The 13,973-nt window shown below is 30.1% G+C and carries 17 protein-coding genes, 1 tRNA gene and 1 pseudogene; 2 read left to right on the top strand and 17 right to left on the bottom strand.

Translation table 11 applies throughout. The features are described 5' to 3' along the window. Positions 1-21 precede the first annotated feature (21 nt). The 14 genes and pseudogenes from rpmF to K5Q05_RS03415 all read right to left on the bottom strand — a co-directional run. Complete coding sequence (gene rpmF / locus K5Q05_RS03480) at positions 22-198, bottom strand: 50S ribosomal protein L32 (RefSeq protein WP_025443511.1); 177 nt, start codon at positions 196-198, stop codon at positions 22-24. Between the two features lie 50 nt (positions 199-248). Beyond that, the gene (coaD, locus tag K5Q05_RS03475) at positions 249-746 is read right to left on the bottom strand and encodes a pantetheine-phosphate adenylyltransferase (protein ID WP_025443512.1); all 498 of its coding nucleotides are present in this window, start codon (positions 744-746) and stop codon (positions 249-251) included. Between the two features lie 2 nt (positions 747-748). Further along, entirely contained in the window at positions 749-1,312 is a 564-nt protein-coding gene (locus K5Q05_RS03470; protein WP_259655173.1) for a hypothetical protein, read from the bottom strand. Positions 1,313-1,486: 174 nt separating this feature from the next. Continuing rightward, positions 1,487-1,747, bottom strand: a complete 261-nt coding sequence (locus K5Q05_RS03465; protein WP_025443514.1) for an EscU/YscU/HrcU family type III secretion system export apparatus switch protein — start codon at positions 1,745-1,747, stop codon at positions 1,487-1,489. Continuing rightward, positions 1,744-2,577, bottom strand: a complete 834-nt coding sequence (locus K5Q05_RS03460) for a hypothetical protein (protein WP_025443515.1) — start codon at positions 2,575-2,577, stop codon at positions 1,744-1,746. Before K5Q05_RS03460 ends, K5Q05_RS03465 begins: the two co-directional genes overlap by 4 nt. Next, positions 2,555-2,917: a 50S ribosomal protein L19 gene (rplS, locus tag K5Q05_RS03455; protein WP_025443516.1), complete on the bottom strand. Its 363-nt coding sequence runs from the start codon at positions 2,915-2,917 to the stop codon at positions 2,555-2,557. The genes K5Q05_RS03460 and rplS overlap by 23 nt, the downstream gene beginning before the upstream one ends. Beyond that, entirely contained in the window at positions 2,895-3,614 is a 720-nt protein-coding gene (gene trmD, locus K5Q05_RS03450; RefSeq protein WP_025443517.1) for a tRNA (guanosine(37)-N1)-methyltransferase TrmD, read from the bottom strand. Before trmD ends, rplS begins: the two co-directional genes overlap by 23 nt. Further along, positions 3,611-4,111: a ribosome maturation factor RimM gene (gene rimM, locus K5Q05_RS03445; protein WP_025443518.1), complete on the bottom strand. Its 501-nt coding sequence runs from the start codon at positions 4,109-4,111 to the stop codon at positions 3,611-3,613. The genes trmD and rimM overlap by 4 nt, the downstream gene beginning before the upstream one ends. A 3-nt stretch (positions 4,112-4,114) precedes the next feature. Further along, positions 4,115-4,363, bottom strand: a complete 249-nt coding sequence (locus K5Q05_RS03440; protein ID WP_020955056.1) for a KH domain-containing protein — start codon at positions 4,361-4,363, stop codon at positions 4,115-4,117. After that, positions 4,363-4,608, bottom strand: a complete 246-nt coding sequence (gene rpsP, locus K5Q05_RS03435) for a 30S ribosomal protein S16 (RefSeq protein ID WP_020955055.1) — start codon at positions 4,606-4,608, stop codon at positions 4,363-4,365. Before rpsP ends, K5Q05_RS03440 begins: the two co-directional genes overlap by 1 nt. Further along, entirely contained in the window at positions 4,605-5,957 is a 1,353-nt protein-coding gene (ffh, locus tag K5Q05_RS03430) for a signal recognition particle protein (RefSeq protein ID WP_025443519.1), read from the bottom strand. The genes rpsP and ffh overlap by 4 nt, the downstream gene beginning before the upstream one ends. A gap of 60 nt (positions 5,958-6,017) precedes the next feature. Continuing rightward, complete coding sequence (gene badR / locus K5Q05_RS03425) at positions 6,018-7,226, bottom strand: host adaptation transcriptional regulator BadR (protein WP_025443520.1); 1,209 nt, start codon at positions 7,224-7,226, stop codon at positions 6,018-6,020. 446 nt (positions 7,227-7,672) lie between these two features. Beyond that, positions 7,673-9,682: an elongation factor G gene (fusA, locus tag K5Q05_RS03420; RefSeq protein ID WP_025443521.1), complete on the bottom strand. Its 2,010-nt coding sequence runs from the start codon at positions 9,680-9,682 to the stop codon at positions 7,673-7,675. Positions 9,683-9,999: 317 nt separating this feature from the next. Then, positions 10,000-10,521: pseudogene (locus tag K5Q05_RS03415) on the bottom strand (DNA starvation/stationary phase protection protein); the annotation flags it as partial. 66 nt (positions 10,522-10,587) lie between these two features. On the opposite strand from K5Q05_RS03415, the gene K5Q05_RS03410 reads away from it, so the two are divergent. Both K5Q05_RS03410 and K5Q05_RS03405 read left to right on the top strand, forming a co-directional pair. Then, the gene (locus tag K5Q05_RS03410; protein ID WP_025443523.1) at positions 10,588-11,031 is read left to right on the top strand and encodes a CAP domain-containing protein; all 444 of its coding nucleotides are present in this window, start codon (positions 10,588-10,590) and stop codon (positions 11,029-11,031) included. A gap of 52 nt (positions 11,032-11,083) precedes the next feature. Next, positions 11,084-11,157, top strand: a tRNA-Val gene (locus K5Q05_RS03405). Between the two features lie 45 nt (positions 11,158-11,202). On the opposite strand, the gene K5Q05_RS03400 is transcribed toward K5Q05_RS03405, so the two are convergent. From K5Q05_RS03400 to mvaD, 3 genes are read right to left on the bottom strand one after another with little or no spacing between them, the layout of a single operon-like run. Then, complete coding sequence (locus K5Q05_RS03400) at positions 11,203-12,096, bottom strand: GHMP family kinase ATP-binding protein (RefSeq protein ID WP_025443524.1); 894 nt, start codon at positions 12,094-12,096, stop codon at positions 11,203-11,205. Beyond that, positions 12,096-13,043, bottom strand: a complete 948-nt coding sequence (locus K5Q05_RS03395; protein ID WP_025443525.1) for a GHMP family kinase ATP-binding protein — start codon at positions 13,041-13,043, stop codon at positions 12,096-12,098. The genes K5Q05_RS03400 and K5Q05_RS03395 overlap by 1 nt, the downstream gene beginning before the upstream one ends. After that, on the bottom strand, positions 13,034-13,972 hold the full coding sequence (gene mvaD, locus K5Q05_RS03390; RefSeq protein WP_099497056.1) for a diphosphomevalonate decarboxylase: 939 nt from the start codon (positions 13,970-13,972) through the stop codon (positions 13,034-13,036). Before mvaD ends, K5Q05_RS03395 begins: the two co-directional genes overlap by 10 nt. Between the last annotated feature and the right edge of the window lies 1 nt (position 13,973).

Here is a 13,973-nt window from a genome sequence, read left to right as displayed (position 1 = left end):
AATAAACATTCCTCGTTCAAATTACAATTCCAAGTATTGACTATTTCTATAATAACCACACTTTCCACATACTCTGTGCCTTACTCCAAGATTACCGCAATTTGAACATTCCTGAAGCTGAGGTACTTTTTTTTTCATATTTATACTGCGCCTCGTCCTACTTCTAGATTTCGAAGGCTTAAATTTAGGAACAGCCATCTCTTTGTCTCCTTAAAATAAACAAATATATCTTAATAATATATATATTATCAAGACAATTTGTCAATAAATTTAGATTTTAACTTTTTTTGCACTAATTCTGGAATAAAATTTGAGAGAGCAAAATTCTTATTCTTAATTAATTCCTTAACAAGATCTGATCTTACAAACAAATATTTATCACTACTTGGTAAAAATACTGTGTCTACTGAAGGACCAAGCTTGTTATTAACAATATATCTTTCAAATTCAAACTCAAAATCACGAAAAGCCCTGACACCTCTAACAATAAAGCCAATATTATTCTTTAAAATATAATCTAAAATAATTCCGTCATATCTATCCACAAAAATGTTTGACCATCCTAAAGATAAAATAACCTCACAAGTAAGTTCATATCTTTCAATATCACTAAGCAAATAACTCTTAGCACTATTATTAGAAACAAGGACAATGATCTTATCAAAAATCAATGATGCTCTCTTCACTAAATCAATATGTCCCCAAGTAATAGGATCAAATGAACCAGGAAATAATGCCACTTTCATAATTAATAAAATTTAAATCCTTTATTCATATCTTGAAAAAGCTTTTTCCGCCAACTAGGATGACTTTCTAAATTTTCAAAATCAATCTCCTTAAGTATTTTAAAAGATAAGTTATTTCCTCTAACAGATTTATCAACAACGAAAAATTTACCAATTCCCCCATACACTAAACTCTCATTTTGAAAAAGACCATTATCAGACCTCAACTTATCCATAGCACAATCAAAATGTATAGGCTTGTCCTCACCATCAAAGTTCATAGACATACACGAAGCAATATACCTGATTTGCTTCTCACAAACAGGACATATCTCTTTAATTCTCACATGCGATCTGCGGTCTTTAATAAAACCTTTTTGACTATTCACCTTGTGATTTATGCGTTTGCCAGAGTCAGTGTCAACAGATTTATTATCATTAGTGTTTAAAGATGTAGCCTTTTGTTTTTTAAGATCAGATTTTATCCTCTTCCTTTTCCAATAAGGAATTTTGGTGTTTTTTCGTAAATTATTGCCACTCACTTTATTTTGTTCATACTTCAATTTTATCTCCTTCAATTCTATCAAGAAAATAAATAATATCTCTCCCCCTTAAATTCAAATAATGTCAAAAGAACATTCCCAAATGAGTTCACTCATTAAAGACTGACCATAATAACTTATATCTATTACCCTATAATCACTTTTTAGCAAATATTTCAAAACAAAAGCCTCTCTTTCCAATTTTAATTTACCTATTATTCATAACTTATTATTCTTAAATTTATACATAATAGATAAAATATGTGCAATTATTTTAAAATACTTAGAATCAATAAAATCTCCCTCATTAACGGAAAAAAAACTCTCAGATAAATATTTATCCTCAACAATAGGAATATTCTCTTGTTTAGCAAGCTCTTTTATACGTAAAGCCTTCGCTCCTCTGGCCTTGGCCAAAATAAAAGGAGCTGGGAATTTAGTATCATATTTAATTAACAAAGCTAATTCTTCTTTACTCATACTTTATAATTAACACTCTTAACAACCCTTACTTCACAATCAAAATTTTCAAAATCGTGCATTGAAGTCAAGATTTTTATATCAGTTATATTATAACAAAAAAGAGAACTTTTCAGCTCTCCAATAATACCATCTAAACTCAAATCCGAATATATCCTTAATTTAGAATCAGAACTAACATTACTAATCTCACAAATAATTTTTTCCTTTTCATTAAAAAAATAAACAAAACTCCACTTATAAATCTTTTCTAGATCTTTATAAGAAAACAAAAATAATAAACCAGAACTTTTCAAAAATCTAAAGGGAATCGAAATAACAAAACCATCATTATTTTCAATAAAAATTGGAAACTTAACATCTTGTTGCCTCATTTTTACTTTACCGCTAAAATAATCACAAATTTGCATAAAATTTTCATTTCCTATGCTTCTTTGTTCATGTAAAGCCAAAAGAAACTTTAAAATAAACTCATCCTTTATATTATCAAAAATATTATTGAATAATTCTTGAGTGTTCTGCTCTACAAAATTACCACTTCGCCTAAGCATAACCCTATCATTACTTTCAAATAAATCGAAATCCTCAAATAAAGATGTATAACTAACACTAATTAAAAAATTATCTGAAGTATTAATCATCCTAGCAAAATACTTAAGTCCAACTCTCAAAGGTAAACTACTCTTTACTTCAAAGTAATCACCTAAAAAAAATACAAGCCACTTATTAACACCAATAGATTTAACAACTTCCAATTGCCCACTTAAAGGAAGATTTTTATCTAAAGCAACTTTGGGTAACTGAACGTTATTTAAGCTTTTTAATATCAAGGCGTTCCTTCACCTTCATTGCAGCTTTACCAATTCTATCTCTCATATAATAAAGCTTGGCCTTCCTTACCTTCCCTCGCTTTAAAACTTTAACCTTTTCTATAATAGGTGAATGCATTGGAAAAATTTTCTCAACACCAATTCCTGAAGAAATTTTCCTAACTAAAAAAGTTTGTCCAATGCCTTTATTTTGAATAGATATAACAAGACCCTCAAAATTCTGAACTCTCTCATTAGTGCCTTCAATTATCTTATAACTAACACAAACAGTATCTCCTACCCTAAAATCAAAGCTTTCTGTTCTCTTGCCTTTAGCTTCAATTTTTCTTATTAAATCCATCTTTTTCTCCTCTTTTTTCCAAATACTTAAGGTATAAATCATATCTATTTTTCTTTGTTTTTTCAACAGACTTAATAAATCGCCATTTCCTTATTTCTTCGTGGTGACCAGAAAGAAGCACACCAGGAACTTCTAACCCTCCAAATTCACAAGGCCTAGTATAATGAGGATACTCAAGTAAACCATACTCAAAATTAAAAGATTCCTCAAATAAGGAACTTGGACTTATTACACCATCTAATAATCTATATACACTATCTATTATAACAAGAGCAGCAATTTCACCTGAAGACAACACATAATCTCCAACTGAAATCTCAAGATCAACATACAAATCAATTACACGTTGATCAAGCCCTTCGTATCTCCCACAGATTATAACAAGTTCATTCTTCTTTGACAAGTCATAAGCCAATTTTTGAGTATACTTAACTCCAGATGGACTTACAAATATCGTGGTTTTTATTTTTGAATTTATATAATCAAGAGCATCAGAAATAGGTTGAGCTTTCAAAACCATTCCTGCACCTCCACCATAAGGAGCATCATCACACCTTTTGTGTTTATCATTAGAGAAGTCACGAATAGATATAAGCTCATAACTTATTATTCCTCTATCTATAACCTTTTTCATTATTGAATTTTCAAAAAATGGAGTAATGATTGAAGGAAATAAAGATAGAATCGTAATTTTCATTCTAAGAGTTCTAACACCTTAAGTTCAATAGTCTTCAAAGAACTATCAATATCTCCAAGATAAACATCTAAAAAGGGAATAAAAAACAATTTACTCCCAACTTTAACTTCAAGCAGAATTGACTCCCCACACTCCAAAAAAGACACAATAACACCTAATTTTTTTCCACTATTAACAAGCTCATAGCCAATAAGCTTACCAAAGTAATACTCACCTTCTTCTAATTTAGATGCAAATTCATCATCTACCCATAACTCAAAACCAATTAAATCTTTAATAGCCTCAGGTGTATTAAATCCTTCAAACTTCAATAATAATGAATTATTTACTAAAGATATATTTTCAACCTTAACTTCAACTGAAGAGCAACATTCCTTTTTTAAAACTAATTTATTACCTTTTAAGTCAAAAAAATCATTCAAACCATTGGATATACTCTTAATCTTAGCATATCCATTCACTCCATAAGATGACAATATTATGCCCTTCACAAACATCAATTAGTCCAAAATTTCTAACTGAACTCTCCTATTCGTTTTTGCAGCACAAGCACTAAGAAGCGTCCTAATAGCCCTTGCAATGCGCCCCCTCTTTCCAATTATCTTTCCAACATCAGTTGCAGAAACTCTTAATTCTAAAATAGTTGACTTCTCCCCTTCAACTACATTCAACTTAACCTCATCTCTTTTGTCTACAAGAGATTTTACTACAAATTCTATAAGCTCAATTTCATTGCCGTATTCTTTCATTAAGTCCTCCTAACTCTAAATTTTAAAATTTTCTTAACTGTATCACTTGGAATAGCTCCTTTGCTTATCCAATCCTTAAATTTATCCTCATTGATTTTAATCTGATTTTGGCTTTCAATAGGATGATAATACCCAAGCTCTTCAATAGCTCGTCCATCCCTAGGCGAAGCAGAATCCATTACCACAATTCGATAATAAGGCCTCTTTTTTGCCCCCATCCTTTTTAATCTTATTCTAACACTCAATCTACTATTCCTCCTTTACCTCCCAAAAGAGATGCTATCTTATTTTGAAAGCTCTTATTTTGCATTTTTTTCATCATTAAAACTACCTGACTAAATTTTTTTATAAGTTTATTTACCTCAAAAATTGTTGTTCCACTTCCCAAAGCTATTCTTTTTTTCCTTGAAGGACTATTTAAAATAACAGGATTCAATCTCTCTTGCTTAGTCATAGAAAGAATGATCGCCTCTTCCTTTTTAATCTCCTTTTCATTGATACTACGAAACAACATTTTTGATGAAAAAACACCAGGAAGCATTCCCATCAAACTAGAAATCCCACCCATACTACGCACATATTTAAATTGATTTAAATAATCTTCAAAATTAAAGTTAGCTTTTCTAAACTTTTCTTCAAGTTTTAAAGCTTCCTCTTTATCTATAACAGTTTGAGCTTTTTCAACCAGGCTAACAACATCTCCCATGCCAAGCATTCGTGAAGCAACTCTATCTGGATAAAAAACATCAAGATCTTCAGGCCTTTCTCCAACTCCAACAAATTTAATAGGCGCACCACAAATAGTCTTAAGTGACAGTATTGCTCCACCTCTAGCATCAGAATCAAATTTTGTAAAAATTACACCTGTAATTCCAACACTATCATTAAATTCCTTTGCAACATTTACAGCAACCTGACCTGTAATTGCATCCACTACCAATATTGTCTCGGTAGGAGTCAAAACATCTTTAATTTTTCTTATCTCTTTTAACAATAAATCTTCAACTTCAAGACGCCCTCTAGTATCTACTATCACAGTATCAAAAAGCTCTACTTTAGCATATTCAATGGATTTCTTTACAACCTCAATAGGATTATTTTCACCATCAAGAGTAAAAACAGAAACACCAATTTGCACACCTAAAACCCTTAACTGCTCAACCGCTGCCGCTCTAAAAGTATCTGCCGCAACAAGGAGAACTCTTCTATTCTCCGATTTAAGTCGCATTGCAAGTTTTGCACATGTTGTAGTTTTCCCAGAACCTTGAAGACCAAGCATCAAAATGCATGATAATTTGTTGACAGGATTTAAAATGAGCTCAGAATGCTTATCACCCAAAAAATTTACAAGTCTATCATTAACAATCTTAATAAACTGAGATTTAGGATCAACATTTCTTAAAACCTTAATCCCCCTTGCTTCCTCAACAACAGAATTTACAAAACGTCTTACAACTCTTAAATTAACATCAGCTTCAATTAAAGTATTCTTAATAGTGTCAATGGCTACTTCAATATTCTTTTCATTTATCACAGATTTTCCAGAAATATACTTTATAAAATCTCTAAAACCTGTACCTAAGCTCTCAAACACTAAAAATCACCTTCATTTGTAAAAAATTCTACAGAATATACAATACAAAAAAAGAAAATATTAATCAATATCTCCCCCCGTCAAATAGAATTTATTAAATATAACACTAGAAGCAGGTCCAACAACTGATACTTCAGTATCTAGGGAACTAAGCTTCAATGCTATTCTCTCCTTGTTTAACCTCTTTATTTCATCTTTCAACAGGTCAAAAAAACTTTTAAGTTTAAAACTTTGTCCATAAAGCACCAAATAATTAAAATCAAGAACCCTCTGAATATTAATAATAACTATTGCCAAATATCTTACTGTATCTTCCATTATTTTCTGTATAAACTCATATCTATCATGAAGAGAAAAAATGTCATATATCGTAACTTTTTTAAGCTTACCTTCATACTTGTCATAAAGTTCAGAAATCTCACCATTCATAAACTCTTTCGAAATCAAACGCTGAAGTGCAAAATTAGATATTAACATATTAACACAACCCTTATTTCCACATGTAGGACAATTTTTCTCACCTCCATAATCAATTACCATATGACTCACCATACCAGATTTATTATTAAATCCAGGATAAACATTACCATCAGACCAAATAGAAAGCTCAGCAGTATCTGTATAATCGAAAAACATGATATTATCTACATTCTTTCCCATGAATTCAGCAAGTGAAAGGTTTTTAACATAACTTTCAAGATACACTGTAAGTGAAAAATACTCTTCTAGTATAGCCTTAACAGGCACATCTTTTTCAATCCATGTACCATGACTATCATTAACAATTCCAGATTCCTTATCTTTAATTATGCCAGTAATACTAAATCCTAATCCAATAAATTTATCCCTTGAAAAATTATGTTTCCAGATAATTTCAATCATATGATCCTTAATTTTTTCCAATATTTCGTAAGCACTAACTGGTGGTTCAAAAGAATAAGTCTCACTTATTAAAACCTCACATTTAAGATTTGCAATTCCTATTTGAAAATAATTACTTGAAATAATTACTCCAATTGAATATGCAAAATCTTTATTAATATCGAGAAGGATTTCTTTTCGCCCATGCTTTCTAATATCTGATTCCTTTGAACCAACTTCAACTAAAATATTCTCTTTAATCATATGATTAGTAAGAATCGTAACCGCCGCATTTGTCAATGATAATTTTCGAGCTAAATCCGTTCTTGAATACTGCATATTTTTCAAACTAAGGAGTATCTTTTTTCTATTACTACCTCTAATTGAAACCATGTTCTCACCCTGCATAACACAACCTCCTTTATTTTTAAAATAAAAAAATATTCATAATAAGACATCATATCAAAAAATCACCCTAATATTCTAGTAGCACTTACAAGACAAAAAGAATCTTTTTTAATAAAAAAAAATATCTTATATTTTTTAATCTTGCAATATTCCAATAAAATATTAAAACGCAAAGTTCAAAGCTAGTTAACCAAAAAAAAGTAATAACAAAACTTTAAAAAGAATAGAAAAAACAAAATATAAACCAGATGCGTATCACATCACTTAAATATAAGTCATAATTTTTAAATACATTAAGACTAAAACCAAAATAAATAAACATACATACTGCACTAATTCATTCTAGATAATGAAATGTTAAGAACCACAACGCAAAAATCATTATTAAAGAACAAAGACAAAAAAAGCTTACTAAAACGATTCCACTATAAAAAATTTAATAATACTTATTCATGCTTTTCCTTGAAGTATGAAAATTCCATAGTAAAATCTCCTCTGCCTTTAGTAGAGCTTCTTAAAACAGAAGTATACCCAAAAAGTTTTTCAAAAGCTGCCTCAGCTTTTATTATTTCATAGTCCTCAATATTACTAATAGAGTGAATTATTCCACCAACAAAATTCAATGTAGAAACTACCTCCCCAGTATACTCAATTGGAGTTCTAATTTCTAACATCATTATTGGCTCAAGCTTAATAGGATTTGCCCTTTTAAAAAATTCATTAAAAGCAAGACCCGATACTGACTCAATGACAGACTCATTAATCTTACCTTTATCAAAATCCAATGAAGTAATCTTAACTCCCGTGTCAATAATCGGATATCCAATAATACCAGTTGAAAACACAGAAGTAATACCTCTTAATATCGCAGCTTTAAATAAAGAATCAACACTGCACTCAAACTCAATTTTATTGCCTTCACCTCTTACCAAAGGACTAACAATCATACCAATTTTCAAATTAACTTCTTTACCTGCAAAAATATTAACAAATTTAAATACGTCATTAACTTCCAAACTCAGACTCTCTCTATAACTTACTTGGGGCTTACCTGTATAAACATTAAGTTTAAACTCATCCCTAATCCTTATAATAATAATCTCAAGATGTAACTCACCCATTCCAGACACCAATAATTGCCCTGTTTCCTTGTTTTCCTTGTAGTTAAAAGTAGGATCTTCTTTAGCAATTATTTCAAGAACTTCTTTAAGTCTAGCATCATCAGACGATCTTTCTGGCTCAACAGATATTAATACAACTGGCTCTGGAAATACTAAAGGTTCAAGTACAATCTCATTTCCTTCTTCAACAAGCGTGTCTCCCGTTACAGAATGTTTAAGTCCAATAACTGCTCCAATATCTCCTGCTCTAATCGCATTAATTTGCTCATTTTTATTTGAAAAAACTCGAAAAATCCTTGTAAATTTTTCACGCTTATTCTTAGCAACGTTAACAACCCTTTTAGATGAATTAAGTTCTCCTGAATAAACCCTAATAAAATAAAGATGTGCAGCAATTGCACTAAAATATTGTACCTTAAAAACAAGTGCAGATAAATTTTTCTCATTTCTAGGATCAATTGACATACTTCTATCTGTTTTTAAAGAATAAACACTAAAATTTTTTTCAAAAGGACTTGGAAGATAATCTACAATTGCATCTATTAAAGGCTCTATACCAATATTCTTAAGACTAGTTCCCGCCAAAACAGGAACAATAAAGCCACTAATAGTGCATCGTCTAATCTCTTCCATTATAAGAGAATCATCAATGACAGAATTTTCAAGAAAAAGTTCAGTAATTCTTTCACTAAAATTACTAAGAGCATCTATTAAATTTTCTCTAAAATTTTTGACATTCTCAACAAACTCTTCACGCACCACTTCCTCAATCACAATAGGTTTATCATCCTTAAATTCAAAATGCAACTCTTTATTACGAATAATATCTACAACTCCTTCAAAGCTACTCTCACTTCCAATTGGCATTTGTAAAACTATTGGAACTATACCAAATTTATTTTTTATATCTTCAACTACTTTAATAAAATCAGCCCCCACACGATCCATTTTGTTAATATAAGCAAGTCTTGGAATACCATATTTTGATGCCTGTTTCCAAACCGTTTCGGTTTGCGCCTGAATCCCATCAACAGCACTAAAAATGACGATACCCCCATCAAGAACACGAAGAGATCTCTCAACTTCAGCTGTAAAATCAACATGTCCAGGAGTATCAATAATATTTATCTGATGCTCCCGCCAATAGCAAGTAATAGCAGCAGAACTAATTGTAATGCCCCTGTCTTGTTCTTGTGTCATCCAATCAGTCACAGTATTGCCAGAATCAACATCGCCTATTTTATGAGACTTACCAGTATAATATATAATCCTTTCTGTAGTAGTAGTCTTTCCAGCATCAATATGTGCCATGATTCCAATATTCCTAATTTCCATAAAGCCCTCAAATACCATGAAAGCTATAGATTTTGCTATAGCTCTCTTCAACTAAGATATAATTCTATAATTAATTAACAAATATAAAAATAAATCTTAAAATTGTTTTTATATCATATCACAAGATCATCATTTTCACTAAAATATTCTTTCTTATCACATGAACACTTACAATCATCCTTATCACATGAACACTTACAATCATCCTTATCACATGAACACTTACAATCATCCTTATCACATGAACACTTACAATCATCCTTATCACATGAACACTTACAATCATCCTTATCACATGAACACTTACAATCATCCTTATCACATGAACACTTACAATCATCCTTATCACATGAACACTTACAATTATTTAACAATGATCTATACATCCATAAATATTTTTCAAAATAAGCAATAATATCATCTAAAACATTAGCTGTCCCATAATCAGATTTACTATCAACAAAACACCTTATTTCAAATATATTCTTAAGAATGTCATTAAGATTACAAATAATGCTACTAATTGAAGGTACCAAATTTGAAGAAATCTCTAAACTAATTTCATTAATAAAAGACATCTTAATAAATGCAGAGCATCTAAACTCAGAATCATAACCAAGTGCTCTAATTCTCTCAGCTAGAATATCAATAACCTCCCCAACATAATCATAAAGATTTTCAGTTTTTTTATGAATCACAAAAAAATTAACACCCTTTATATTCCAATGAATACCTCTCAAATTAGCATAAAAAACATGAAGTCCTGCTAACAACTCTTGAAGTTTCAAGTTTATCTTATCTAAATAATCTTTTTTTAAATAACTTAAATTATTTGTCATATTATTCTCCTAGTTAAAACAATTTGATATATGTTATAATAACATACTAATATAAGTAGAATCATTATGCAAAAAAAATTCATTCTTATTATTTTAATTTTCACAAGCCAATTTATGCTTCTAGGAGCAAATGAAGACTTAGAATTTCTTTACTCATCAATTCACAAATTAAGAGCTGATTTAAAATTAAAAAAGTTAGAAATAGATACAACTCTTGAGACGGTAGCAGAAGAATATGCAATAAGTCTTAATGCAAATAAAGTATTAACTCATACACTCTTTGGCACAACTCCTATGCAAAGAGTCAAAAAATACGATCAATATTTTTATAAGATAAGAGAAATTCTAGCATCAGGTCTAGTTGTCGAAGATGTAACAAATGCCTGGCTTAAAAGTCCAGAACACAAAGGAGCTCTTCTAAACAAAGATACAAGTAAAATAGGTGGATACGTATTAAAAACACAAAACAATAAAAATATATTTGTAGTTCTTTTTGGAGAAAAATTATGAATAAATTGACATAAGTCAAATTTATTTTATATAATTGTCCTCAGTATTAAAAGGGTTCATAGCTCAGCTGGTCAGAGCGCCTGCCTTACAAGCAGGATGTCGGGGGTTCGAATCCCTCTGAACCCAACAAAATTATTTCATTCAGCAAGTATACAATTTTTTTCAATAAGCTTAAAATCTAAACATTTGAAGTTTACAAATTAAACAAATATTGTTCTTATCTAAATCCTTACTCAACTCTCTCAAACACAAGCGAGCTTCATTCTTATCTCTAAAAAGCAAAATAAAAGCTCCACCTCGACCAGCACCACTCAATTTCCCAGAAAGAGCCTTAAGTTCTAGGCCTCTTTTTATTACATAATCAAGCATGTCTGAGGATAAACCCAAAGACTTTAAATAGTTATTTGCAACATTCATATTATATGCCAATAAAGAAATATCTTGCTTATCAAAAGCAACACAAGAATCCCTAACAATATAACCAAGTTTTTTAATAATTTCAAATTGACCATTATCAAGAGAAATCCTGTAATTTAAATCAGATATTATTTTACTTACTACACATTCTCTCCTGACTGCCCCAATCAAAAAGTAAAAATTACAAGGTGCTATCCTTTTATAATTTAGGACACCATTTTTATTTTCTAAATAAAAAGTTCCACCTAACTCAATTAGCAAAATATCCATACCAGAAGACCTTCCATGAAAAATATCTTCAATTTTTCGTGCCAACAAAATTTTATTGTAACTCCTATATTCATCATGAATTACAATATACTCAGCAAAACACAAACTAAGACTGGCAGAAGAACCAAACCCCAATCCAACTGGAATCTGGGAAAATATTAAAAATTCAATAGGTCTAACTTTTTCAAAGTTATTATTAATAAAATGTATTATCTCATCTATTTTAAAAGAAGGCACTCCTAAGTACCTCCAAGAATCAGAAAAGGTGTAAACTAACTGCATATAAAGAGGTATTGTAGCACCAATAACTGGAAAACCATAAACAGCACTATGTTCCCCTAAAAGCAATATTTTAGAAGGTTTTTTTATTATAAACATCATCTACTGCAAAATTTAACACCTTCTAAATCTAGCTCTATTGGTTCAATATTAAATTGTTTAAAAACTTCAAAATTTGGCTTATAGACTAAAAAAGTTTCATTGCCAGCACCTAAAGCCTTAATTAAGGCACATTCTTTTTCAAGATACGAAATATCTAAAGGCAAATCAGCAGAAATACCTATCCTTTTTCCAATTTCTAATCCTATATCCTTTGCTGATTTCAAACTAGAAAGCAAACAAGCAGAAGAACGACTGGCATTAAGAACAATTTTTTCCATTATAATATTAATATCTCTTATAAAACTCATTAAAGAAGCCCTACGCTCACAATACTTAACAATTGAACTAGTAGTTTTAACCGGCTTGGGACCTTTCATTAAATAAAAATCACTAAAACACATTTGCTCTAAAAGCTCATACATAGGAAAATTTCCTCCTTTAAACCTAATAATACCACCAAAAAGACTTGTAGCAATATCATATCCACTACCCATACCTCCCTGAGCATACCGATAAGCTTCTAGACAATACATAAAAATTTGATTTTTAATAAAATAACTATTATTATTCAAAACCAAAAAAATTCCACATACAATCCCAACAGCAACAACGGCACTTGAACCAAAACCTTTCTTGGCACCACTATTTAAAAAAAAATTACTCGTATCAACATAAACATCAAAGGGAAAATCTTCTATATTAGCAAAATATTTTTGTTTTAAATACTTAAACATTTTAAAAATAAAATCATCATTATTTTCTATTAAAGTAAAATTATCAATTTTAGTTTTTTTAGCAAAAAAGCGCCAAGTATCATTTTTCCTAAAAGAAAAATAAGCTCTCTCTTTAATTGCAATTGAAAGTCCAAGGCCATTTTCTTCTAAAATAGAATATTCTCCCATTAAAAGCAAATTACCAGGCACCGAAAAATTAATTATATCCATTCCAAACCAATTCCAATCCTTGAAACAACAAAATCAACATCTGTGAAATTTCTAGTAAGTTCATTTAAAATGAATTCCAAATCTCTCTGTAAACATAAAATCTTCACCTGTGGTCCTGCATCCATCGTTTCGAAAATAAGAATTCCCTTATTTCTCAGATTAGCAATATACTTTATTAAGTCTATGGTAATACCTTTAAAATAAATAATAGAAGATGATAACATTAAACCAAACATACACTGATAACTTTTTACAATTTTGAGACCAAATTCACTAAAATTCCCTTTTAAAAAAAAATATAAAGCTTCCTTGAATATACTTCGACTAGATTTAACCCAAGCATCCCAATAAAACTCTTCTTGCTTGCAAATCTCCATGGCAACCCTTGAAGAAATTTCTTTTTCTTTACTATCAACTATAGCAAATATTATGCACAAATCATTAAAACAATTGAAACTGTTTACCTGAAATGCACTCTTAGCCCCTTCTTTTAGAAATGTAAATCCACCATAAATAGCTCTTGCTGCTGAAGCTGAGCCTATTCTTGCAAGGTCTGAAGCTTTTTGATGAGAATATTGATTAAAATATCTTAAAATACAAGCAGCAATAGATGCAAAACCTGAGCTTGAACTTGCAAGTCCTGCAGCTGTTGGAAAATTATTTTCACTAATCACCCTAAAACAAATATTTGGCTTATCAAGGATTTTTCTCGCATAGTTAAAAAATTTTATCTCTCTATCTTTTAATACAACTGTATTTGAATTTAAAATTATTTCATCCTTACATGACAGCTCAATCTCACTTACTGAATGAAATTTATCAATACTTACAGCAATGCTAGAAGTAGCTGGAACATTTAAAAATTTATCCCTCTTCCCCCAATACTTAATTAATGCCAAACTAGGATTAACCTTACATCTAACCTTCACA

It is taken from the genome of Borrelia miyamotoi, from assembly GCF_019668505.1.
Taxonomy (GTDB): Bacteria; Spirochaetota; Spirochaetia; order Borreliales; family Borreliaceae; genus Borrelia; species Borrelia miyamotoi.
This window is presented reverse-complemented; position numbering and strand designations above follow the sequence as displayed.